The sequence below is a fragment of the Selenomonas sp. genome (assembly GCF_057272215.1).
In genome coordinates this window covers 65,297-87,781 of sequence record NZ_DBHIUY010000004.1, presented here as the reverse complement: position 1 = coordinate 87,781, position 22,485 = coordinate 65,297, and the positions used below count along the sequence as shown (strand labels likewise).

The window sequence follows — 22,485 nt, the reverse complement described above, 5'->3', positions numbered from 1 at the left end:
GGAACGTACCTTTGATGAATCTATTTTAGCTGCTGACAAAAATCAGTCCATTTCAAATAAAGAGTGGGAAACTCTCAAGGATGAACTTTCCCAAAAGACCAAAGAGCGTGAATCCTTGGCAAAAGAAATGGCCAACCTCAAAGCAGAACTTGCCGAACTGCGCAAAAAGAATGAAGCTGCGCATACATTTGCAGTATCCGCTGCCGCCGCCAAGACCGAAGCAGACACCCGCCGCACCATCATCGACGTTGATCTCAAGGAGATGGGCTGGACGTTTGGCGAGGACTGCCTCACAGAAGTCCCTGTTAGCGGTATGCCTTCCCTCACTGGAGACGGAAGGGCGGACTATGTCCTTTACGGCAACAATCACAAACCTTTAGCCGTAGTGGAAGCTAAAAAAACGGGGATTGATGCCGAGGTAGGCAGAGAGCAAGCCCGACTCTATGCCGATTGTTTGGAGCAGATGACGGGGCAGCGCCCGCTGATCTTTTATACCAACGGTTATACCACATGGTTTTGGGACGCACGAACTATGCCCCCCGCAAGGTTTATTCCGTATTCGCCAAGAAGGATATGGAACGCATCGTAAATCGTCGAAATCAAAAAAAGCCATTCCGTCAGCTCGCGATCAATGACGACATCACCAATCGCCCCTATCAGAAAATCGCCGTCCAGAGGGCTTGCCATGAATACGGCAACAACAAGCGAAAGGTTCTGTGGGTAATGGCTACCGGCTCCGGCAAGACCCGGACAGTTATTTCACTCATCGATGTACTCTTGGCGCACAACTATATAACCAATATTCTTTTTCTCGCCGACCGTATAGATCTGGTGCGGCAGGCGAAAAAGGCATTCACTAGGCATATGCCAAATCTCTCCACCTGCAACCTTTTAGAGCGTGGCGATGATAAGCCCACCGATCGGGCGATTTTCTCCACCTACCCCACCATCATGAACGCCATTGATGACATGAAAACCGCAGACGGGCAAAAACTCTTCACTCCCGCCCATTTCGACCTCATTGTCATCGATGAGGCGCATCGCAGCATCTTCAAGAAATATCGCGCCATTTTCGAGTATTTTGATGCCTTGCTGATAGGGCTTACAGCTACTCCCAAAACAGATGTCGATCACAACACCTATGATTTTTTCGATCTTGAAAACGATATGCCGACCTTCGCCTATGAATATAAAGAGGCTCTTGCAGACAAATATCTTGTAGATTATCACTGCATTGAAAAACTCTACAGCATTCCCACCGAGGGCATAAGCTATGATAAATTATCACCGAAGGACAAGGAACGCTATGAGGACGCTTTTGACGAAGATGATGACATGCCGGATTATATTTCCTCCTCGGAAATGGATCGGGTATATTTCAATGCGGACACCACGCAGCGAGTTCTTACCGAAATAATGCTAAAGGGGCTAAAGGTGGAAGGCGGCGACAAACTAGGCAAGACCATCATCTTTGCTAAGAATCACAATCATGCCGAGTTTATCAAGAAACAGTTTGATAAGCTCTATCCCGAGTACAAAGGACATTTTGCGCGAGTGATTGACACCAAGGAAAAGTATCGTAAAAAACTATTAGAGGATTTTGAAGACAAAGATACGTTCCCGCAAATCGCCATCTCCGTGGACATGCTGGATACAGGCATAGACGTGCTGGAAATTCTCAATTTAGTGTTTTACAAGCCCGTGTTCTCGAAAGCCAAATTCTGGCAAATGTTCGGACGCGGCACAAGACTCTGCGCGGATTTATTCGGTCCCGGTGAATACAAAAAAGAATTCTATATCTTTGATTACATGGGAAACTGCACCTATTTTACCAACAATCCCAAAGGAAAAGAAGTCGATGGAGCGCCATCCCTCTCTGAACTCACCTTCCGTTTGAAGGTGAAGATGATGCAGGAACTGCAGGCAATAGAATACCAACAATCCGATCTGATGGAATACCGAAAAGAACTGGTAGATGAAGCTCTAGGAGCCATTTCTGCCTTAAATCCGCTACAATTCCAAGTTCGCCAAAACCTCGAATATGTGGAGAAATTTTCCAGCCCAAAAGCGTTTGAGTGCTTGGAAGTAATATCTTCAGAGGAACTCGTGCACAACATCGCCCCGCTGATTCCTGCCGCGAACGAGGATGAATCAGCAAAACGACTGGATGTAATCATGTATCGCATGATGCTTTCCAGAGCGCAGCACGATGATAAAACTTTTGACAGATACAGCAGACAAATCCGTCTGATTGCCGGGAAGCTCTCACAGAAGGCCACCATACCAGATGTGATGAAGTCCTACGATACGCTGACGGCGATATCAACCGAAGAATTTTGGCAAAACGCCGGCATTATGAAGATAGAGCGTATCCGCAAGGAGCTGCGAGGACTCATGCAGTATCTGAAGAAAGAAATGAAGCTGAAAGAAATCAATATCACGGATGCCGTTATCTTTGAACGCGAAGGGGAGCGACTAGGAACGGACAACACATTGGACGATTACTATGAACGCGCCTCTCGCTATGTAAAGGAAAATGAAAACACGCCCGTTCTCGTAAAACTCAAGAATAATCTTCCTCTCGATGACAGCGACATCGCTACCTTAGAAAAGATTTTTGGCACGAAGTTGGCAGTCAGGAAGAGTATCAAAAAATGCTTCCGGAAGAAACGCAGGATATGCCTTTGGGAAAATTCGTCCGAAGCCTTACAGGACTTACACAGGAAGCAGCGCAAAAGGCCTTCTCTGCTTTTCTTGACGAAAGCGTATATAACGAAGAGCAACTCTGTCTCGTAAAGTGCATCATGGATTGGTTGGTGCAAAACGGCACAATGGATCGCCAAGACCTCAGCGACAGGGAAAACCTTGGCGGTCTTTCCATCGGCGAAGTTTTCGAGCCAAACATGATTAAAAACATCCTCGCCGTCATCGATGGCATCAACACCAATGCTGCGCCTAAGGCAGCCTAGCATGTACGGAACAAAAATCACGCAAAACATTGACCGATGAGATGGCGAGAAAAGGGGCTACATTTCCGACTCCCAGCCATTCAGGCAGAAAAGCTATTTTCATAAAATGAGAGTTCATTCAACGAAAATCTCCAACTTTTAGCTAGGAGGATCCCTATGATCGTTTCCTGCGGCGAAATGGAACTCGCCTACTTAAAAGCGAAGGACAAGCGGCTCGGCGCCGTCATCGACAGTCTTGGCGTGCTGCAGCGTCCTGTACATGACGACATTTTTTCCTCGGTCGTACATCACATCCTCGGGCAGCAGATATCGACGAAGGCACAGGAAGCCGTCTGGGAAAGACTTTCTTCGAGAGTTGATACGGTGGACGCAACGCATCTGCTCGCCCTTGGACGCACGGAGCTGCAAGCCGTCGGCACGAGCTTTCGCAAGGCGGACTACATCTTGGACTTTGCGGGCAAAGTGGCAAGCGGCGACTTCAACATCGCATCTTTAGAGACGATGCCGGACGCAGAGGTCATCGCTGCACTCTCTTCGCTCAAGGGCGTCGGCGCGTGGACAGCGGAGATGCTTTTAATCTTCACGCTCAAGCGTCCCGACGTACTGAGCTTCGGCGACCTCGGCATACAGCGCGGCCTTCGAATGCTTTACCGTCATAGGGAAATCGACCGTAAGAAATTCGAACGATACAAAAAGCGATACTCTCCCTACGCCAGCACTGCAAGTCTCTACCTCTGGGCAGTCGCAGGCGGCGCCGTCGAGGGGCTGACTGATCCCGCTGCAAAAGCAAGGCAGGGGGGCGCTGCCCGTCAGAAACCGAATAAACAGCAAAATATCGATACGGCAAAGGAGCCGCAGCAGCCATGAAATCATCGCTGCTGCGGCTCCCTTGCGTGTATCTATGCCACTCTGCACGAATCCATCAAACAAAGTATCCGATTCATCTCCTGCGGCAGACGGCGGCGGCATTCTGCTTTCAGCGCTTCAGGCACGCCGTAGAAGGCTTCGGCAATGCTGCCCGCGATGCAGGCGACCGTGTCCGTATCGCCGCCGATCGATACGGCATTTCGCACGGCATCCTCGAAATCCGTGCTTTCGAGGAACGAGAGGATCGCCTCGGGCACGGATCCTTGGCATGTAGCGTCCATCGAGTAAAAGGGGCGAATCTCATCGAGCGTACGCGACAAATCGTAGCCGAACTCCCGCACGATATATTCCTTGATTTCTTCCTTCGACTTGCCCTCACGCGCGAGGAATATAGCGCTCGCCGTCGCCTCTGCTCCCTTGACGCCCTCCGCATGATTATGCGTGACGACCGCCGTCTGCCGTGCAACCTCACGCGTCCTTGCGAGCGTATCATAGAGCCAGCCCGCAGCGGCGACGCGCATCGCCGAGCCGTTGCCGAAGCTGCCGTAAGGCGCCGGCTCATCGCTCACCAGCCAGTGGCGGAAGAGTCCGCCGTAGCCGATGTGCGGATACCGTCTGCCCCAGCGCTGCATCGCGCGAACGACCGCCGCACAAACCGCCGCTTCGTCAGCCTCTTCTCCCACTTCCAACAAGGCGTCGGCTACAGCGATCGTCATCACCGTATCATCCGTAAAGCGCGAGCCTTGGCTGAACAGAGGAAACTCCTTCGTCTTGCCGCCGCGGTCAAATTCATACGGCGAACCGATCATATCGCCTAAAATCGCTCCATACATAAGACTGTCTCCTTTCCACTTCCCCGTTTGTCTCAACGACTTTCATCGTCTTATGCCCAATATTTCTGCACAGACCACGGTCGTTCGTGCGTGCAATTTGACCATCGCGCAGAATGTCTCAAAAAAGCATCAAACATCAAAGCTGAAATATCCTGCGATAAATCGCCAAATCCTCGTCCTTGAACACATTGAACACGATGCGCATCGGCGCGTCATTCGCATGAAGCCACGCGCGGCAGGTCGCGACGGCTGTCTCAGCAGCTTCCTGCGGTGGGTAGTGAAACTCGCCCGTCGATATGCAGCAGAAGGCGACGGAGGTCAGCCCATGCCCCGCCGCGAGGTCAAGGCACGCGCGGTAGCACGAGGCGAGACATTGCTGCGCCTCGTGCGTGATGCCCGCGAATACTCCCGGCTCATGGACATGACTTCCCACGGGCGCGATGATCGGGCCGACCGTATGGAGCACATGGCGAGCGGGCAGATTGAATCCCGGCGTGATCTTCGCGCGCCCGGCAGGCTCCAGATGCCCTTGTTCCTGCATGATTCCATCGCAGGCGGCGCGAAGGGCGAGTCCCGCAGCCGAGTGGATCGCATTGTCGATGCAGCGGTGCAGCGGCACGAAGCAGCCGAGCAGGGCGGAGTTCGCCGCATTGACGATGGCATCGACGGCAAGGCGCGTGATGTCGCCCTGCCAGAGCACGAAGTTTTCATCCGCAGTGTCCATACCCGCACCGCTCGCCGCGCCGCATGCCATAGCCGTGCGCCGCTCCTCCGCCACCGTCGGCAGAGCCGCGCCGTCGACGACGCCTCGCGCCGCGCGCTCTTCGGTGAGCAGAGCGTCCTGCACGCGCAAGAAATCCGCCTGCAAGGGGATCGGCGGACGCACGTTCATCAAGGCACGCAGGAAGTCGCGCTGCGCCTGCTCCTCACGAGGAATACGCGCGGCTTCCTCGCGATAGGCAGGCATCTCCGTCAGAAGATGCTCGATGAGAAACGCGACCTTCTCTCTGCGGCCTTCTGCGCTTTCCTGCACTTCAATCGCCATGCCCTGCACTCCTTTCCATCGCCTTCTGCAGTGCCTTCAAGGATGTGTCAATATCGTCGTCGACGAGGATGCTCTGCGCAGCGATCTCCTGCGGCGCGACGGCTTCCCCCCGATTCATCACGCAATAGACAGCTGCGGGATTCTCCTTCGTCAGCGCCCAGAACGGATACTTGATGATGCCCGGCGTATTCGCACCGACGCCGAATTCCCAATAGAGCACGCGCCCCGTCTGATGCGCACGCAAAAATTCTTGATACCGTTTCGCCGCCTCATGCCAGCCCGCATCCTCGACAAAGGTGCCGTCAGCACGCAGATTCATCCCCATCGACTCACCGCAGCGAGGGCAATGCGGCACAAGCTCTCGCGGCACGCGCATCGCCTTCTGCTCAGCAACCATGCGGCGCACCGTATCATAGTTGTCATACGTCGCATCGTGACAGGGCACGGAGCACTGCCAAAGGCCGTAATCGCCCTGCGTATAAAAGAGCCGTCCCTTCGAAAAGCCGTTGTCTTGAAAAAAGTGATCGACATTCGTCGTGATGACGAAAAAGTCCTTGCCGCAAAGCAACGAAAGGAGACGCTGATAGAGCGCATTCTGCCGCTCCTCGTAGCGGTTGATCCAGATATAGCGGCTCCAATACGCCCACTTCTCTTCAAGCGTCGGGAACGGATAGAAGCCGCCCTCGTACATATTGCGGAAATGATACCGCTCGATAAAGTCGGCAAAATGCTTTTGAAAGCGTGCGCCGTCGTACAGATAGCCGGCAGCCGTCGAAAGCCCTGCGCCCGCACCGACGACGACCGCCTCCGCCTCAAAAAGCGCCTGCCGCAGGCGCTCGATCTGCTGAACCATCGGAGGATTCGATGCCATTTACTTTCCCCCATTTCGATGTTCTGATACCATTTTCGCCGCATTGCGATGTCATAAGATTCTCATGGCGCAAAAGCGCCGCCGTACCACAGGCAGCGCTTCCTGCCTATACCGCCCTACACTTTTTCCACAAGCTGCCGCACGAAATCCGTCGCAGGATGCGCCTCGATCTCCTCGGGCGCGGCGAACTGCTCAATGCAGCCATCCTTCAAAATGAGGACGCGCGTGCCGAGGCGCAGTGCTTCTTCGACATCGTGCGTGACAAAGACGATCGTGAGACCGCCGCGTGCATGGATGGCGTGGATCTCGTCCTGCAGCTGGCGGCGCAGCAGAGCGTCGACCGCGCCGAACGGCTCGTCCATCAGCAGAAGCTCGGGCGATGCCGCCAAGGCGCGCGCGATGCCGACGCGCTGCTGCTGCCCGCCCGAAAGCTCGGCGGGGTAACGTCCGCCAAGCTCTGCGGAAAGGCCGACGATCGCCATCCACTTCGCCACGGCCTCGCGCGTGCGCGCCTTGTCGCTCTTGTTCCAGAGGTTCGGCACATAGGCGATGTTTTCCTCGACCGTCAGATGCGGGAAGAGCACGCTGCCCTGAATCGCATAGCCGATCTTGCGGCGCAGCTGCACGAGATCCGCCGTCTTGAGACTTTCACCGAGCACCGTGATCTCGCCCGAAGTCGGCTCGACGAGTCCGTTGATCATCTTGAGAAACGTCGTCTTGCCGCCGCCCGATGCGCCGAGCACCGTGATGAACTCCCCGACTTCTATCGAAAGATTCAAGCCGCGCACAGCCTCTGCACCCGCGTAGGATTTACACACATCTCGAAATGTAATGACCGCGCTCATCGGAGCACCCCCTTTTCTTCTAAGAAGCGGCGTGCAACCGCACGCGGCTCCTCGCCGCCCGACTCGACTGCATCATTCATCTGCGCCATCTCCGCTTCCGAAATCAGCCCATCAAAATTTTTGAGCAGATCGCGAAGCTCCGGATGCGCAGCGAGAGCTTCTTCGCGAACGACCATGCCGCATTCATACGAAGTGAAAAAATTCTTATCATCGTCAAGCACAACGCCGTTCGCCTTGGACAGCCGCCCGTCCGTCGTGAAGACGATCAAACTATCGAGCTTTCCTTCATCAAGCGCCTGATACTTAAGCCCAATATCCAAATCAATCGTCGATGCGAAATTCATGCCATAGGCGCGGCACATCGCCGGAAAGCCGTCCTCGCGCTCGAAGAAATCATACTGCGCACCAAAATTCATCTGCGGTGCGACACGCGCGAGATCCGAGTATGTCTTGAGATGATACCGTTCAGCGAGATCCCGACGCACGAGAATGCCGAACGTATCGTTGAATCCCGTCATACCAAGCCATTCCATCCGATAACGCTTGCGGTACTCATCACAAAGCTCATCAAAGCGCGATTCATCGTAAATGTCCGTGCGCTTCAAGACCTTGAGCCAACCCGTCCCTGTATACTCAGGATAAAGGTCAAAGTCGCCATGCTCCATCGCCGGCATGATGTTCGATGTGCCGCCGCCGACCCCCGGCGTCAGGGCGACCTTGAGCCGCCCGTCCTGCTCAATGACGAGTTTGAGCATCTCGCCGAGGATCAACTGCTCCGTCATCGGCTTCGTCGCAATGCGGATGACAGCAGTCTTCGTGCTCTGAAAGAATGCGTATGCGCCGCCCGCCGTGATGAGTGCGAGCGAAACCGCCGCAATTTTACGCCACGAGCGCCCCTTCACACCGCTCCGACGGCGAAAGGCGCGTTTTTCCACGCGCGATAGACCGGTATCGGCAAGGAGCGCCAGACAAGCGATGAGGAGCGAGCCGTCGAAGGCGAGCGCCGCATTGTTCGTCGTGATGCCGCGATAGATGGCGATGCCGAGGCCGCCCGCACCGATGAATGATGCGATGCCCGCGAGCGCGATCGTCATCGTCGTCATGTTGCGGATGCCTGCAAGAATGACGGGCATGGCGAGCGGCAGGGCGATGCGTCTGAGCACCTGGAAGCGCGTCGACCCCATGCCGACCGCCGCCTCGATGAGGAGCGGATCGACATTCTTCAAGCCCGTATGCGTATTCTTCACCATCGGCAAGAGCGCATAGAGTGTCAAGGCAATGATCGCCGTCGTATTGCCAATACCCGAAAAAGGCAGCAGAAAACCGAACATCGCGATCGAGGGGATCGTGTAGAGAAAGTTGACGACGAGCAGCGTCGGCTGCGCGATGCGGTCAACCTCGGCGATCAAAATGCCCATCGCGCCGCCAATCACGATGGCAAGGACGATCGCCACCAGTGATATGGCAATATGCTCCAACGTAAGCTGAAGAAAAAAATCGCCGCGCTCCTGGAAAAGTCGTATCATCTCTGAAAACATGGGGATTCCTCCTCAATCACTACTCGCCGCCCAGCCTTTCGATCGCTTCTACAGGACAGCTTTCAAAACAAAGTCCGCAGTGCAGGCAGTGGGCGGCCGCAATCTTGTACGGCTCGCCCTCTTCGATGCACCGCTGCGGACAGACCGCCGCGCAGGTGCCGCAGCCAATGCAGTCCTCGGTGATGCAAAATCCCTTTTCCTCGCGCTCTGCACGGTCGAAGGAAATGCTCTCACGATAAATCGGACTCTTGCCGAGGTCGAAGAATTCGAGTCTGCCCTCCGCGATGACGAAGGCTTCGAGGATGTAACGCGCCTCGCCCGGATAGACGCCCTCCATCGAGGGATTCTCCTGAATAGATGCGGTCGATCATCGCCTTCTGCTCGCTGTCCGCAAGCCTTTCGGCGCTTCCTGCAAGACGCACCGTCTGCCATTCCTTGTTGAGCCCCGTGACGGCGACGGCAGGATTCGCCATAAGTTCGGCATAGAAATCCTTGCCGCGCGCCGTACAGAAGTAAAGCCGCCTCTCTTCCACCAGCATCACGTCGATGATGCGCACGGCGGGCGCTCCCGTACGATCGATCGTCGCAAAGGCGCAATCACGGATATTGCGCAGGATTTCCAGATATTCTTGAGCGTTCATCATATCATCGCTTCCCATTATCGTTTTTTCGCACGCTTATTGTAACACAGTATTTATTGTAATGTCAATAATTACATTATAAATATTCCTTGACCATCTGGATATCACACATACCATCAAGAATGCTTGCATCGCACGGCTCTTAGTAACGCCATTCATCATCGTCACTCAGGAGGCATAAGAAAAACCGCCTGCTCCCACAAGGATTGGGCGGTTTTTATAAACCAAATCATCACAGGGACTGTGTAACATGAAACTCCTAAGAGTTCAAGTCTGCGGGGCGCAAACGGATTGACTGGGTTCCTGTAAGGGCGGCGCACAATGTCCACGAAGTGGACGTTTGTGCTTGTAGTTTACCGATAGCGCCCTTTCTATGCGCATGATACGACACAATGCGTCATTCGTCAAACGACACCATGTGCCTGCTTACCTCTCGGCAGCCCACAGCAGTTTGCCGACGCTTTCGCGCTCGATGAGATGCGCGGGGAAGTCGCTGACGGACTCGACGAGTTCTTCCGACAACATTTGCAACAGCATCTTCGCTGCACGGCGGCCGAGCGCTTCATAGTCGAAAGCGACGGTTGTCAACGGCGGATACGTCACGGCGCCCATATCGTAGCCGCCGAAACCGACCACAGAGACTTCACCGGGCACAGCGACGCCGTTTTCGTGTAATGCCCGCATGACGCCGAAAGCCAGTCCATCCGTTGCACAGACGACAGCGCTCGGACGATACGAGAGAATCTCCTCCCTCTTCTCGTAGGCGGCAGCAAAGCCGAAGCCCGTTTCTACAAAATCCACACTCGCGCCGCGACTGCCGCGCGTAAACACCTCGATGAAACCATCCTTGCGCTCGACGCCGACGGCGCGATCCTTCTCCGTGACGCCGACAAATACGACGCGCTCATGCCCCATGCGCCGCATATAATCGCCGAGCAGACGCCCCGCGCCGAAATCATTGACCTTGATATACTTGACTTTTTCATGCTGCTGCCCGACAAAAAGCACGGGGATATCGCGTTCCTTGAGCTTCGCAACGAGTGCAAGATGCTCATCGGTGATGCCGATGGAGTCAACAATGATGCCGTCAGAGCCGCGCTGTGCAAGATGCTCAATGCTTTCCAGCTCGCGCGACGCATCAAGAAAAGAGGCTTGGAAAAGCGCTTGGCAGCCGACCTCGTCGAGCGCTTTCGCCATCCCTGTAAGCAGCTTGCCGCCCGTCGGCGAATCGACACGCGGCAGGACGACGCCGATCATGCCGCTCTTCTTCGCCTTCAAGCGGCGGGCAAAGGCATTGGATGAAAAGCCCGTCGCCGCAATCGCCTTTTGAATGCGCTCTGCTTTCTCCTCACTCACATAGCCTTGGTTCAAATAGCGCGAAACCGTACTTTTCGACACGTCGGCAAGCGCCGCAATATCTTGAATCGTCACCTTTCGTTCCATTCAAAGCCCCCCAATTCCCAAAAACTTCCCTCGACCTTGTCCAACTTCCTGTCTGCCGAAATCACGAAATTCGGCACGATATCCTGCGTTGGAAATACGAAGAACGATGCGGCTTCCGCACCGTCTTGGAAGAATACTTCAATCGCTGTCTTATCCTTATAGATATGCAGCTTGAGCGAATCGCGCACCGCCAAGCGAAAGCGGCGCACCCCGCGCCCGCCGCACTTCATGCCGTAACGCTCAATCGTCATGACCGATGTACGGCGCTGGTAGGAAAAGCGCACATATTCCCCCGCTCCGATATACGCAAGGTCGATATGCACCTGCTGCGCATCACCGAGCAGAATCTCCAGCTCGATCTCCGATTTCTGCGCGATCGTCTGCCCAAATTCCACCGTTCGAGCGGCGGTGAACTTTCGCGCCGCGCCTTTTCGAAGCGCTTTCATCTCCTCCAACGGCGCATAAAAGAGCCTGCCGTCCAAAAGGCGTAGCTCTCGCGGCATTGTCAGAGAAAAGAGCCAGCCTTCTTCTCTCGTCGGATACTCCGCCTCCATGTCGGGCATCCCCATCCAGCCGAAGAGGATCGCGCGCCCCTCATGCAAGAACGCCTGCGGCGCATAGAAGTCAAAACCCTGATCAAGCTCATGAAACGCGCCGTGCTGAAACTCCAACGAATCGGCGTCAAACTTTCCTGCGATATAGCCCGACTGGTAAAGATTCTGCCAACGATACGCCTCGGCTTCAAGCCCCTGCGGCGAAAAGAGCAGCACATCGCCCTCTGCAAGAGGCAGAAACGTCGGGCATTCCCACATGTAGCCGAAGTCCGGCAGATCCGTCTTGATCTCGCCCGCAAGCTGCCATGCACCCGCCTTCTTCTCATAGAGCACGGCGCGACCTTTCTCCTCTACCGTCTGCGCACCGAGTACGAGGAACTCGCGTCCGTCCTTGAGGAAGCGGTTCGGATCGCGAAAATGTGCCGTATAGCCCGACGGCTCATACTTGATGATGATCGCATCCTTCTGCACGATTCCCTTTTCCGGCTGCCACGATGCGATTCGCTGCGCCGGAATGCGCTTTTTACCGTCCCTGCAGTTGCATGTATAGACGAGCCGCAGAGCATCGTCCTCGACGAAGCCCCCGCCCGAGTAGCAGCCGTCCTTGTCGTGCATATCGCTCGGCCAAAGGGCGAGCGCCGGCAGACGGTAATGCACAAAGTCCTCTGTCTCGACATGCCCCCAGCACTTATGCCTGTGCTCGACGCCCAAGGGATTCCACTGGAAGAAGATATGATACTTGCCCGCAAACCAAGAAAGCCCATTGGGGTCATTGACAAGACCGAACGGCATTTCCAAGTGAAAATCATTGTGCCAACGATGGCGCAGAGGGAATCCCTCGCGCACCTTGGCATCAATCGCAGCCTTATCGAACAGCTTCTCGAACGCTTCTTTTGCCATGATCTCACTCCTTCGGATCAAAGAGCGTATACGTCAAACCAAAAGCGACGCCGAAGCCGATAGCATTGACGAGCAAATATTCGGGCAAATGATCCATATAGAGGAGCGTGCCCGGCAGCACCGTCACGCCCATGCTCGTGCCTGCAAGGTGCATGATACTCGACGCAGCACCCGCGCAGGCACCGCCCGCGAGTGCATAAAGGAACGGCTTCATCAGCCGCAGGTTAATGCCGAAAATCGCAGGCTCCGTGATACCGAGGAACGCCGGAATCGCCGACGAAATGTAGAGGGCTCGCTTCTTCTTGTTCTTTGTCCGCGCCGCCACAGCAACGGCGGCGCCGCCCTGCGCGATGATCGCGCCCGTGATGATCGCATTGAACGCATCGCGTCCCGTCGAAGCGAGAAGCTGAATCTCCAGCGCGTTGAACACATGATGAATGCCGCTGACAACGATGACCTGATGCAGACCGCCGACGACGAAGCCGCCAATGCCGAACGGCAGATCAAGGAACGCACGCACCGCGCCGAACACGGCAAGCTCCAGCGTGTGCATGATGGGGCCAACGATCAAAAGCCCGACGATCATGCACGAAACGAGCGTGAGGAACGGCGTGAAAATGAGATCCACGACGTCCGGGATAAACTTCTTGAGCAACGCCTCGACCTTCGCGGCGAGAATGCCGAGCACGAGCGCCGGCAGCACCGAGCCTTGGTAGCCGACGACGGGGATCGAAAGCCCCAGAAACACCATCTCAATCGGCTTCGCATCGCCGCTTGCGATCGCGTAGGCGTTCGGCAGCTGCGGCGCGACGAGCATAAGCCCCAAGACGATGCCGATGACGGGCGTGCCGCCAAACTTCTTCATCGTCGACCAGCAAACGAGCGCGGGCAGAAAAGCGAACGCCGTATCCGTCAAGATCTGGCTCATGCGCACGAGATTGTCGCTCATCTCGACGCCAAGATTCTGCAGCATACCGCGCACGCCCATAAAAAGCCCCGTCGCGACAAGCACAGGGATGATCGGTACAAAGACGTCGCCAAACGTGCGCGAGATCTTCTGCGCCGTCGACATCTGCTCGTACGCCGCCTCCTTGTTGGAGCCGCCTGCAAGCGCCGGATTCATGCCAACGAGAACATCATAGACCTTGTTGACGAAGCCCGTGCCGAGAATGATCTGATACTGCGCCGCTGCGAAGAACTGCCCCTTGACGCCGTCGATATTCTCGACCGCCTTTTCCTCGATCTTCTCCTTGTCGTTCAAGATCAGGCGCAGGCGCGTCGCGCAATGCTCCGCCGCGCGAATATTCGCCATACCGCCGATATGGTCGAGGATCTCATGCGCCACGCGCTCCTCATCGCTCATCGAAGCGTAAGCGGGATTCGAGCCCGCTGCAGTCTGCGCTTCCTCTGCCGCCTCACCTTCGCCCGGCGCAACGACCTTCTGGTCGCCGAAGGAGACTGTGATAGCGCCATAGTCCGCCGCGTTCGTTACAACGATCGGCGTCGTCGTATCATAGCCCGCCGCACGGATCGCCGCTTCATCGAACGCAATCAAGAGATCGCCCTTCTTGATCTCAACTCCTTGCTCCACATGCGCCGTGAAGTGTTTACCCTCAAGATTCACTGTATCCAGACCGACATGAACGAGCAGATCGACGCCATCTGCCGAATGAAGTCCGATCGCATGCTTCGTCGGAAAGAGTACGGTCACTTCGCCGTCAAACGGCGCGACGACCTTACCCTTTGGGTTCTTCACCGCAGCGCCGCGCCCCATCGCGCCGCTGCCAAAAGCAGGATCGTTGACTTCCTTGAGTGCAACGAGATTTCCTTCTAAGGGGCTTTCCAGCAACAATTCCGCCATTCCCAATTTCTCCTTCCCATGAAATCGGTTTCATAACATCATCTTTATCTTACCTTGCGCAAGAATTGTTGTCAATAGATTAGAAGGAAGTTTCACTCAGTATTTATGGAAAGAAATAGCCTCCGTACAGCGGCTGCCGCACGGAGGCTATTTCCCCGATATGATTTTTCCTGTTCCTCAGAACGCCCAGCTCACATGAGCGCTGCCCGTGACGCCCTGGCGTTTTCCGAATGACTATACCTTGTGTCAAAGCAAACGAACCTTCAAAGCAAATGATGCATCTTGCCAATCTCACGAATCTTGTCCATGGAGATATCCGACACTTTCGCAATCATTTCCAACGGCAATTTCTCTTTCAGCATCCCAAGGATGACCGCCGTCTTTCCCTGCTCCATGCCACGTTCCATGCCCCGCATCTCGGCTTCATCTGTAAGCATTTCCATTGCCTCACACATATTTCTCGCTCCTTCCTCTGTTTCTTTGAGATATCTTACCCGTTCTGCCAATACATCATAATACATATCATCTGCCTGCGTACAACGGAAGTCATGCATAAGTTTACCCAACGGCGTCTCTTCGTCCATCATCGAACTGTTGACGTAAATGATATGCGATCCATCGACAAAATCTTCATTGATTCCTTTGACCACTCTTTCAACGACATAGAGCGGCAATCCTTTGGCAAGTACATCCGTCTCCGTGATGAAGATCACATACGATTCCGGCAGTTTATCATAGTCTTCTCCCGCCAACAGCGCGTTGGCATCCATCAGGCTGCTGTTGTATCTGGCGCGGCGCTCCGCTGCGCCTTTGCCGCTGCGCTGAATCTCAATATTGAATTCCTGCCCGTCGGCAAATGCATGGATATCCAAGCGCACGCTGTGCCCTTGCAGGTTTTTCAGCGTATCTTGCGTAGTCACTTTCGTTGCCTTGAGCTGCGGCTTGTCCAAGATGATTTGCAGCACCAAGTCCACACATTCCAAATTGTCCTGAAACGCCGCCGTCATGAAGTCATCGTCAAGCAGCCGAAACCCTGCCAGCACCCGCAAGAACTTCTGCCGCCATTCTTCTTTCTCATCCCATCCCATAGCGATTTCTCCTGTTCTCTTTTTTCCATTATACTATGAAGCCCTTTCTGTTACAAGAAGCGTCTAACGCATCTGTTATCCAGTTTTGCATGCTCCCCCCAATGGATAAAAATGGATTAGCCTGAAGCCCCAAGAGGTCAAGCCGAAGGCGCAGACCGATTGGCTAGGCTTCTGTAAGGGCGTGAGGACATAGGTTCAGCGTGCTTCTTTGATGATGCCATTGCAGGAAACGGGCTAGAAAGCGCATCATGCCGTTTCGCGTGACGGCTGAACCTATGTCCTGAAAGTTTGCACAGCAAAACAGACACCCTCACCGTAATGGAGAAGGTGTCTGTTTACGATATTCATTTCTTCTTTCAGTCGCGCTTCTTGTTCATCCACACGGGAATGTCGAAGTTGCTGAAGCTCGGAGCTTTCGGCATCGGGGCGTCCGCCGACGGGATCGGTTTGACACCGGGCTGCGCCCCCTGTCCTGTCACAGTCGTCGCAGAGGGACGCTGGATGCCTACCGTATCGGTGTCGAATCCCGTCGCTATGACGGTCACGCGCACGATGTCGCCGAGCGTTTCGTCGAGCGAAGCGCCAAAGATGATGTTCGCGTCAACATTGACAGCTTCTTGAATCGTCGAAGAGGCTTCGTTGACCTCGTACATGCTGAGGTTCTCCGCCGAGCTTGAGATGTTGAGCAGCACACCGTGCGCTCCCTCGATGCTTGTCTCAAGAAGAGGCGATTCGATCGCGCACTTGGCGGCGGCGACGGCGGCATTCTCTCCCGTCGCTTCGCCGATGCCCATGAGCGCCGAGCCTGCATTGCTCATGATGGACTTGACGTCGGCGAAGTCGAGGTTGATGAGCCCCGGCACGGCGATGAGGTCGGAGATGCCCTTGACGCCCTGGCGCAGGACATCGTCGGCAAAACTGAACGCATCCGTGATCGAGGTCTTCTTGTCAACAACCTGCAGCAGGCGGTCGTTCGGGATCGTGATGATCGTGTCGACGTGCTGCTGCAGCTTCGCGATGCCCGCCTCCGCCTTTTTCTGACGCAGACGGCCTTCAAACGTGAAGGGGCGCGTGACGACGCCAACGGTCAGCGCACCGATCTCACGCGCACACTCGGCGACGACGGGAGCCGCCCCCGTACCTGTGCCGCCGCCCATGCCGGCGGTCACGAATACCATGTCCGCGCCCTGCAGCGACTGCAGGATGTCGTCACGGCTCTCTTCCGCCGCCTGTTCACCGATCTCGGGACGCGCACCCGCGCCTAAACCGCGCGTGAGCTTTTCGCCGATCTGAATACGCTTCGGCGCCATCGCGTGCAGAAGCGCCTGCGCATCCGTATTGACGGCGATGAACTCCACGCCCTGAAGTCCCGCAGCAATCATGCGGTTCACAGCATTGCTGCCGCCGCCGCCCACACCAATGACCTTGATCTTGGCGAACTGGTCCAAACCCATATCATCCAATTCAAACACGATAGCAACCCCCAAAAATATAGCATTGTCCGCTCTTCGGCCCCCGGAGGACACACGGCAGTCATTCTCAAAAGTTTCCTTATCATTCTATCATTATTTTAATGCTTGCGCCATAAAAAACTTATGAAAATGCTTGCTTTTTTCTCTTCAATTATGCTTTTCGAAGAAGTGGCGGCGCAAGATCGCCAAATTCTGGAATACGCGCAGACCAAACGCCAAGAGCGCGACATAGTAGAGATCAATGCCGAGACGGTCGCCGATGTAGACGAGGAACGCCGCCATGAGAGCATTCATAAAGAAACCCGAGATGAATACGGCGTTGTCGAAATGATTTTCCGATGCCGCACGCAGACCGCCGAACACGGAGTCAAGCGAGGCAAGAAGCGCGACGGAAGAGAGCTTCGCATAAGCAAGAGGCACGGTGATCGGCGAAAGCATACCGACGGCAACGCCGACGACAAGTCCGAGGACGGGCAGAATCATTTTGCATCCTCCTTTGTATCTGAAACCGCATCGATTGCTTTTGCATATTTGAACGACGCTGCGCCCTTGTATGCGGGAACTTCAATATTTTCTTCCTTCTTCACGTCGATCTGTATGCCCCAGACCTTCAAGGTGTCCTCGACGCCGCCGCGCATCTTGATCGACTTCTCCAAACTCTGCGGATCGCCGATGGCGCGGATCTTGTAAGGCGGCGCCGAGCGCACGTTATTGACGGAAAGCGTCGGCCCTGCGCAGCGAATCTCCGAGGTGCCCGTGAGCCTCTGTCCGTTGATGGCTATGGCTTCGGCTCCCGCCGCACGCAGCTCATTGATGACGCGCAGAAGGTCGTCGTCATGAATCAGATAGAGGTTCGGATTCTCTCCCGCCTTCGATGTCGCCTTGCTGTCATCGAGTGTCACTGTGACGCCGGGGCCTGCGAGCGCCGTGAAGCCGCCCTTCATGCGCAGATAGTCGTTGCTCGGTCCCTCCGCCGCCGCATCCTTCGTATCCTTTAGCTCTTCCTGCAGGCGGTCGCGTTCCTTCTCTGTCTCCAGAAGGCGCGTGGCAAGCTCTTCCACGCGCTGCTGCGATACGGACTGGCGCATGTCCTCCGTCGCGCGGAACTGCACGGCGAGCATGAAGCCGAGTACCATGCAGACAACGGCGATAGACCACCGCCCCTGCTTAAAATTGATCATAAAACGCCTCCCGCGATGTTGCTGAAATGAGATCACAAAGAAATTATAACGCAAACTCAAATTTTCTTCCACAACTATTGCTTGAACTTGATAAACGGCGCCGTGTACTTGAAGTCCACGTATTCCACGGGACGCTGTGTGACTTCCTGATCGATGATGAAGCTGTCCGTCAGATGCGCTTTTTCTTCCAGACGGTCGAGTGCGCCGAGGCGGATCTGCACGCCGCCCGTCGTGTATGCCATGACGTCGCTCGGATTCTTAAGCGATACTTCAGAGATTCGGCTGTTCGTCTCGGGCTTCAATGTGTAGAGATAGGTGAGCGCCGCTTTGAGATTTTCATCCGTCGTTTTGTCTCCGATGTAGATGTCCTTGAGCTTGATGCCCGTGACCATAGGAATCGCCATCTTTTTCAGCGTCTTGTAGGCGTCGATGACCGTGCCTTCGCGGTCGAGATCGACGTAACCGAAGTCGCAGTCGACGGTGGCGACGGGGCGTCGCTCGACGATCTGAATCTCAAGCGTCGAGGGCAAGGAGCGGCGCACGCTCGCCTGCTCGACGCGCAGATCCTTCATCAGGAGCTGCGCCATCTCCGCCGTCTTTACCTGGAAGAGCGGCACGCCCGGGTAGACGCCGGCGACGCGGCGGATGTCATCGGCCGGCATGTAGTGGTTGCCGATGATGCGCACATCGCGCACGGAAAAGAGCGGCGAGTAGACAGCGACGGCGAGGAGTGCGCCCGAGACGACGAGGAACAGGAATCCCTTGAGGACGCGGCGCGGGCTGCGGCGGCGCACGATATGCGTCTCGCCCGGCAGCGCATCGGATTCGGTAAAGCCGAGATTCTCCTGCTTTTCCTCCGCCATCGTCCCGCCTCCTTTCCGTACCTTCGCTCATTTCTTACTTCTCATACCCTGCCATTTCCAAGATCCTTTCGCATAGCTCAGGGAACTCGACGCCCATAGCGCGTCCCGCATCGGGCACGAGTGAGGTCTCCGTCATGCCGGGCATCGAGTTGATCTCGATCACGTATGGCGTCATATCCTCGCCGAGCATCATGTCGGCACGCGCCACGCCGCGGCAGCCGCAGGCGCGGAAAGCGTCTACGGCGAGCTGCTGCACGCGCTCCGTCACATCTAAAGGGATGCGTGCGGGAATGATGTGCGTCGAAGCGCCCTTCGTGTACTTGCTCGCGTAGTCATAGCGTCCCGAAACGGTCGTGATCTCGATGACGGGAAAGGCCTGCGCTTCTCTCGCGTCGCCCCAGACGGCTACGGTCAGTTCCTTGCCGCGAATGAACGCCTCGACGAGCACTTCCTCGTCGTAGCGGAAGGCGTCCTTGAGCGCCGCCTCAAGCTCCTCCTCCTTCTCGACGATGGCAACGCCGATGCTCGATCCCTGCGACGACGCCTTGATGACGACGGGCAGAGAAAAGGCCTTTCGGATGCGCGAGGGAAGCTCCGCGTCAAACTCAAAGCGATGAAACGTCTCGGAGCGCGGCGTCGAGATGCCGGCGCCGAGGAACACGCGCTTCGACATGACCTTGTCCATCGTGACGGCGGCAGCGAGGACGCCCGAACCCGTATAGGGGATGCCGAGCATGTCGAGCGTGCCCTGCAGCACGCCGTCCTCGCCGTACCTGCCGTGCAGCGCGTTGAAGACGATGGCGCAGCCGCTCTTTCTTATCGCCTCGGCAAAGTGCGGCGGATCGAGTTCCATGCCTTCGACCGCATAGCCCTTCGACTCCAAGGCGCTGACGATAGCGGCGCCCGTGCGGCGCGAGACTTCCGCCTCGCTCGACGGTCCGCCCATGACGACGACGATCTTTCCCTGCTTCATGAAATTACTTCCCCTCCAAAAGGGCGACCAGTTCCTCGCCCGTCTTCCATATATCGCCCGCACCCATCGTGAGGACGATGTCGCCAGTCTGTGCGATGGCGGCGAGGTGCGCGGCAATATCTTCCCGCTGCGGAATATAGACCGCGTCCTGTCCCGTCGTCTGCCGCACGGCGTCGAGGATCGTGCGCCCCGACACGCCCTCGATCGGCGCTTCTCCCGCCGAATAAATATCCGTCAGTACGAGCACGTCCGCCTCGCGAAAAGCGCCGCCGAATTCAGCGGCAAGAAGCTTCGTGCGCGAGTAGCGATGCGGCTGAAAGGCGCAGATGATGCGACGCGGCTTCGTCTGACGCGCCGCGAGGAGCGTCGTCGCGATCTCCGTCGGATGATGCGCGTAGTCGTCGACGACCCATACGTCCTGCACGCGCCCCTTCGTCTGGAAGCGCCGTTTCGCGCCGTGAAAGAGCGCCAGTCCCGCCGCCATCTGCTCGACCGTCAAGCCGATGGACAGCCCCGTGACGACGGTCGCGAGCGCGTCGAGCACATTGTGCCTGCCGGGCAGATTGAGGTACACGCGGCCGAGATCTTTTCCTTTGTGCAGCACGGAGAAATCAACGCCCGCGCCGTGCATCTCGATCTTGCCCGCGCGATAGTCCGCCTCATGGTCGATGGCGTAGGAGATGACCTTGCGACCGAGCGTCTGGGCGATGTCTCGCACGTTCTCGTTGTCAAAGCACAGGACAGCGTGGCCATCGGGCTTGATGTTTTCCAGAAATTCACGGAAAGCCTTGCGAATGTTCGCGAGCGTGCCATAGTGATCGAGATGATCGTCCTCGATGTTCGTGACGACAGCGATGTGCGGCCGGAGCTTTAGGAACGAGCCGTCGCTCTCATCGGCTTCGGAGACGAGATACTCGCCCTTGCCGAGCTTCGCGTTGCCGCCGAGGACATCGACCTCGCCGCCGATGATGATCGTCGGCGAGATGCCCGCATGGTCGAGCGCGACGCCGAGCATCGAGGTCGTCGTCGTCTTGCCGTGCGCTCCCGCCACAGCGATGCCCTTCGCCGCGTTGAGGAGCGCGGCATTGATGTCCGAGCGATGGAAGCGACGCAGACCGAGCCGCGCCGCCTCGACGATCTCGGGATTCGTCTCAGGAATCGCCGTCGAGACGACGATGGCTTCTGCCCCATGCACGTTCTCTGCGCGATGCCCGTGATGGATGCGAGCGCCGAGACCCTTGAGCTGCTCGATCAGCGCGGAAGAGCCGAGATCGGAGCCCGTCACCTCATAGCCCTTTTCCAGCAGAATGTGCGCGAGCGCACTCATGCCCGCACCGCCGATACCGACAAAATGTATCTTATGGATGTCCTTCAGCAACTCTTTCTCCTCCTAATCCTTCGCAATCTCCAGCACGAGATCGGCAATCTCATCCGCCGCCTCGGGGCGGCCGAGCGCACGGCTCTTCTCTGCCATGCGGCGGAGCTTTCCTTCTTCCGACAAAAGTTCGCCGAGCAGAGCCGAAAGCGTCTTGTCCGTGAGATCGCGATCCAAGATCACGCGCGCCGCGCCCGCCCGCTCCAAGGCGCGCGCATTGTACTCCTGATGGTTCTCCGCCGCGAACGGATACGGCACCAAGATCGCAGGCACGCCGCGTGCCGTGAGCTCGGCAAGCCCCGTCGCACCTGCGCGGAAGACGGCGAGATCCGCCATCGCCATCGCCTCGGGCATATTGTAGAGGTAAGGCTCGACCTTGATGTGCGGCGCGGCGGCGAGAGCCACGCCCGCCTCATCCAGACGGCGCATGACGTCCTCATACTCGCCCTTTCCCGTGACGAGAAGGAACTGCACCTCGGGATACTCCCGCGCTGCCTGCAGGACGCCGACCATAGCGCGGTCGATGCTCCTCGCGCCGCGGCTGCCGCCCGAGACGAGCACCGTGCGCTTCGCCGCATCGAAGCCGAACGTTTCGAGCGCCTTTTCACGGCTCGCCGTCATGACCTCGCGGCGAATGGGATTTCCCGTAAAGACCGCCTTCTTTCGCGGGAAGCGGCACAGAGCCTCTTCCGTGCCGACGGCGATCTTCGTCACGAACTTCGACAAGATCTTGTTCGTCACGCCGGGCACGACGTTCTGCTCTTGAATGAGCGTCGGCACATGCGCGAGGCTCGCCGCCATGAGGATCGGCCCGCAGACGTAGCCGCCCGTGCCGATCGCGACGTCGGGGCGGAAGCGGCGCACGATGGCCGCCGCCTCTGCAACGCCGTGCATGGCGCGTCCGAGCCGCACGATGTTCGCGGGCGAGAAACTGCGCTTGAGCCCCTCGATATCGACGGTTTCAAAGGGGATGCCTTCCTTCGGTATGATGTCGGCTTCCAGGCCTTTCTGCGTGCCGACATAGAGAAATTCCGCCGTGCGCTCTTTCTTGGCGAGAGCGCTCACGAGCGTCAGCGCCGGATATATATGGCCGCCCGTGCCGCCGCCCGAAACGATGATCTTCATGCCTGTTCCCCTTTGCCTGCCATTTCTGCGTCTTCCTGCAA

Annotated in this window: 22 protein-coding genes; 4 read left to right on the top strand and 18 right to left on the bottom strand. The window is 56.6% G+C overall.

What is annotated here, in order from left to right; genetic code table 11:
- The first annotated feature begins 115 nt into the window (after nucleotides 1–115).
- From ACO5Z0_RS04645 to ACO5Z0_RS04630, 4 genes are all read left to right on the top strand, one after another.
- Entirely contained in the window at nucleotides 116–589 is a 474-nt protein-coding gene (locus ACO5Z0_RS04645) for a type I restriction endonuclease (protein WP_485649399.1), read from the top strand.
- Complete coding sequence (locus tag ACO5Z0_RS04640; RefSeq protein WP_485649398.1) at nucleotides 574–2,796, top strand: DEAD/DEAH box helicase family protein; 2,223 nt, start codon at nucleotides 574–576, stop codon at nucleotides 2,794–2,796. The genes ACO5Z0_RS04645 and ACO5Z0_RS04640 overlap by 16 nt, the downstream gene beginning before the upstream one ends.
- Nucleotides 2,679–2,969, top strand: a complete 291-nt coding sequence (locus ACO5Z0_RS04635; RefSeq protein ID WP_485649397.1) for a type I restriction-modification enzyme R subunit C-terminal domain-containing protein — start codon at nucleotides 2,679–2,681, stop codon at nucleotides 2,967–2,969. The genes ACO5Z0_RS04640 and ACO5Z0_RS04635 overlap by 118 nt, the downstream gene beginning before the upstream one ends.
- Before the next feature lie 156 nt (nucleotides 2,970–3,125).
- The gene (locus ACO5Z0_RS04630; RefSeq protein ID WP_485649396.1) at nucleotides 3,126–3,836 is read left to right on the top strand and encodes a DNA-3-methyladenine glycosylase family protein; all 711 of its coding nucleotides are present in this window, start codon (nucleotides 3,126–3,128) and stop codon (nucleotides 3,834–3,836) included.
- Between the two features lie 32 nt (nucleotides 3,837–3,868).
- On the opposite strand, the gene ACO5Z0_RS04625 is transcribed toward ACO5Z0_RS04630, so the two are convergent.
- The 18 genes from ACO5Z0_RS04625 to murG all read right to left on the bottom strand — a co-directional run bounded on the left by ACO5Z0_RS04625 (nucleotide 3,869) and on the right by murG (nucleotide 22,444).
- Nucleotides 3,869–4,669, bottom strand: a complete 801-nt coding sequence (locus ACO5Z0_RS04625; RefSeq protein ID WP_485649395.1) for an ADP-ribosylglycohydrolase family protein — start codon at nucleotides 4,667–4,669, stop codon at nucleotides 3,869–3,871.
- A gap of 136 nt (nucleotides 4,670–4,805) precedes the next feature.
- Nucleotides 4,806–5,714: a protein-ADP-ribose hydrolase gene (locus ACO5Z0_RS04620; RefSeq protein ID WP_485649394.1), complete on the bottom strand. Its 909-nt coding sequence runs from the start codon at nucleotides 5,712–5,714 to the stop codon at nucleotides 4,806–4,808.
- Nucleotides 5,704–6,585: an SIR2 family NAD-dependent protein deacylase gene (locus tag ACO5Z0_RS04615; RefSeq protein WP_485649393.1), complete on the bottom strand. Its 882-nt coding sequence runs from the start codon at nucleotides 6,583–6,585 to the stop codon at nucleotides 5,704–5,706. Before ACO5Z0_RS04615 ends, ACO5Z0_RS04620 begins: the two co-directional genes overlap by 11 nt.
- 116 nt (nucleotides 6,586–6,701) lie before the next feature.
- Entirely contained in the window at nucleotides 6,702–7,430 is a 729-nt protein-coding gene (locus ACO5Z0_RS04610) for an ATP-binding cassette domain-containing protein (RefSeq protein WP_485649392.1), read from the bottom strand.
- Complete coding sequence (locus ACO5Z0_RS04605; protein ID WP_485649391.1) at nucleotides 7,427–8,968, bottom strand: ABC transporter permease/substrate-binding protein; 1,542 nt, start codon at nucleotides 8,966–8,968, stop codon at nucleotides 7,427–7,429. Before ACO5Z0_RS04605 ends, ACO5Z0_RS04610 begins: the two co-directional genes overlap by 4 nt.
- 19 nt (nucleotides 8,969–8,987) lie before the next feature.
- Nucleotides 8,988–9,305 (bottom strand): 4Fe-4S binding protein, encoded by a 318-nt coding sequence (locus tag ACO5Z0_RS04600; protein WP_485649390.1) that lies wholly within the window; start codon nucleotides 9,303–9,305, stop codon nucleotides 8,988–8,990.
- Nucleotides 9,199–9,612: a pyridoxamine 5'-phosphate oxidase family protein gene (locus tag ACO5Z0_RS04595; protein WP_485649389.1), complete on the bottom strand. Its 414-nt coding sequence runs from the start codon at nucleotides 9,610–9,612 to the stop codon at nucleotides 9,199–9,201. The genes ACO5Z0_RS04600 and ACO5Z0_RS04595 overlap by 107 nt, the downstream gene beginning before the upstream one ends.
- A 423-nt stretch (nucleotides 9,613–10,035) precedes the next feature.
- Nucleotides 10,036–11,052 (bottom strand): LacI family DNA-binding transcriptional regulator, encoded by a 1,017-nt coding sequence (locus ACO5Z0_RS04590; protein WP_442673733.1) that lies wholly within the window; start codon nucleotides 11,050–11,052, stop codon nucleotides 10,036–10,038.
- Nucleotides 11,037–12,506, bottom strand: a complete 1,470-nt coding sequence (locus ACO5Z0_RS04585; protein ID WP_485649388.1) for a sucrose-6-phosphate hydrolase — start codon at nucleotides 12,504–12,506, stop codon at nucleotides 11,037–11,039. Before ACO5Z0_RS04585 ends, ACO5Z0_RS04590 begins: the two co-directional genes overlap by 16 nt.
- 4 nt (nucleotides 12,507–12,510) lie before the next feature.
- On the bottom strand, nucleotides 12,511–14,367 hold the full coding sequence (locus ACO5Z0_RS04580) for a glucose PTS transporter subunit IIA (protein WP_485649387.1): 1,857 nt from the start codon (nucleotides 14,365–14,367) through the stop codon (nucleotides 12,511–12,513).
- Between the two features lie 263 nt (nucleotides 14,368–14,630).
- A complete protein-coding gene (locus tag ACO5Z0_RS04575; RefSeq protein ID WP_485649386.1) occupies nucleotides 14,631–15,455 on the bottom strand; it encodes an Rpn family recombination-promoting nuclease/putative transposase in 825 nt (274 codons plus the stop codon).
- A gap of 356 nt (nucleotides 15,456–15,811) precedes the next feature.
- Entirely contained in the window at nucleotides 15,812–16,927 is a 1,116-nt protein-coding gene (gene ftsZ, locus ACO5Z0_RS04570; protein WP_442676544.1) for a cell division protein FtsZ, read from the bottom strand.
- Nucleotides 16,928–17,074: 147 nt separating this feature from the next.
- On the bottom strand, nucleotides 17,075–17,410 hold the full coding sequence (locus ACO5Z0_RS04565; protein WP_442673246.1) for a small basic family protein: 336 nt from the start codon (nucleotides 17,408–17,410) through the stop codon (nucleotides 17,075–17,077).
- Entirely contained in the window at nucleotides 17,407–18,108 is a 702-nt protein-coding gene (locus ACO5Z0_RS04560; RefSeq protein ID WP_442673247.1) for a DUF881 domain-containing protein, read from the bottom strand. Before ACO5Z0_RS04560 ends, ACO5Z0_RS04565 begins: the two co-directional genes overlap by 4 nt.
- Before the next feature lie 74 nt (nucleotides 18,109–18,182).
- Nucleotides 18,183–18,971 carry a cell division protein FtsQ/DivIB gene (locus ACO5Z0_RS04555; RefSeq protein WP_485649385.1) on the bottom strand — a complete coding sequence of 263 codons (789 nt, stop codon included), beginning with the start codon at nucleotides 18,969–18,971 and terminating at the stop codon, nucleotides 18,183–18,185.
- Between the two features lie 34 nt (nucleotides 18,972–19,005).
- Nucleotides 19,006–19,944, bottom strand: coding sequence for a D-alanine--D-alanine ligase family protein (locus ACO5Z0_RS04550; RefSeq protein WP_485649384.1), 939 nt, complete (start codon nucleotides 19,942–19,944; stop codon nucleotides 19,006–19,008).
- Nucleotides 19,945–19,948: 4 nt separating this feature from the next.
- A complete protein-coding gene (gene murC / locus ACO5Z0_RS04545; RefSeq protein WP_485649383.1) occupies nucleotides 19,949–21,322 on the bottom strand; it encodes a UDP-N-acetylmuramate--L-alanine ligase in 1,374 nt (457 codons plus the stop codon).
- 12 nt (nucleotides 21,323–21,334) lie between these two features.
- Nucleotides 21,335–22,444 (bottom strand): undecaprenyldiphospho-muramoylpentapeptide beta-N-acetylglucosaminyltransferase, encoded by a 1,110-nt coding sequence (gene murG / locus ACO5Z0_RS04540; RefSeq protein WP_485649382.1) that lies wholly within the window; start codon nucleotides 22,442–22,444, stop codon nucleotides 21,335–21,337.
- Nucleotides 22,445–22,485: the final 41 nt, after the last annotated feature.

Coding starts and splice junctions, on each gene's coding strand:
- ACO5Z0_RS04560 (WP_442673247.1), bottom strand. CDS start 18,108: ATGATCAATTTTAAGCAGGGGCGGTGGTCTATCGCCGTTGTCTGCATG.
- ACO5Z0_RS04565 (WP_442673246.1), bottom strand. CDS start 17,410: ATGATTCTGCCCGTCCTCGGACTTGTCGTCGGCGTTGCCGTCGGTATG.
- ACO5Z0_RS04590 (WP_442673733.1), bottom strand. CDS start 11,052: ATGGAACGAAAGGTGACGATTCAAGATATTGCGGCGCTTGCCGACGTG.
- ACO5Z0_RS04555 (WP_485649385.1), bottom strand. CDS start 18,971: ATGGCGGAGGAAAAGCAGGAGAATCTCGGCTTTACCGAATCCGATGCG.
- ACO5Z0_RS04625 (WP_485649395.1), bottom strand. CDS start 4,669: ATGTATGGAGCGATTTTAGGCGATATGATCGGTTCGCCGTATGAATTT.
- murG (WP_485649382.1), bottom strand. CDS start 22,444: ATGAAGATCATCGTTTCGGGCGGCGGCACGGGCGGCCATATATATCCG.
- ACO5Z0_RS04630 (WP_485649396.1), top strand. CDS start 3,126: ATGATCGTTTCCTGCGGCGAAATGGAACTCGCCTACTTAAAAGCGAAG.
- ACO5Z0_RS04615 (WP_485649393.1), bottom strand. CDS start 6,585: ATGGCATCGAATCCTCCGATGGTTCAGCAGATCGAGCGCCTGCGGCAG.
- ACO5Z0_RS04635 (WP_485649397.1), top strand. CDS start 2,679: ATGCCTTTGGGAAAATTCGTCCGAAGCCTTACAGGACTTACACAGGAA.
- ACO5Z0_RS04585 (WP_485649388.1), bottom strand. CDS start 12,506: ATGGCAAAAGAAGCGTTCGAGAAGCTGTTCGATAAGGCTGCGATTGAT.
- ACO5Z0_RS04640 (WP_485649398.1), top strand. CDS start 574: ATGGAACGCATCGTAAATCGTCGAAATCAAAAAAAGCCATTCCGTCAG.
- ACO5Z0_RS04550 (WP_485649384.1), bottom strand. CDS start 19,944: ATGAAGCAGGGAAAGATCGTCGTCGTCATGGGCGGACCGTCGAGCGAG.
- ACO5Z0_RS04620 (WP_485649394.1), bottom strand. CDS start 5,714: ATGGCGATTGAAGTGCAGGAAAGCGCAGAAGGCCGCAGAGAGAAGGTC.
- ACO5Z0_RS04600 (WP_485649390.1), bottom strand. CDS start 9,305: ATGGAGGGCGTCTATCCGGGCGAGGCGCGTTACATCCTCGAAGCCTTC.
- ACO5Z0_RS04595 (WP_485649389.1), bottom strand. CDS start 9,612: ATGATGAACGCTCAAGAATATCTGGAAATCCTGCGCAATATCCGTGAT.
- ACO5Z0_RS04605 (WP_485649391.1), bottom strand. CDS start 8,968: ATGTTTTCAGAGATGATACGACTTTTCCAGGAGCGCGGCGATTTTTTT.
- ACO5Z0_RS04575 (WP_485649386.1), bottom strand. CDS start 15,455: ATGGGATGGGATGAGAAAGAAGAATGGCGGCAGAAGTTCTTGCGGGTG.
- ACO5Z0_RS04580 (WP_485649387.1), bottom strand. CDS start 14,367: ATGGCGGAATTGTTGCTGGAAAGCCCCTTAGAAGGAAATCTCGTTGCA.
- ACO5Z0_RS04610 (WP_485649392.1), bottom strand. CDS start 7,430: ATGAGCGCGGTCATTACATTTCGAGATGTGTGTAAATCCTACGCGGGT.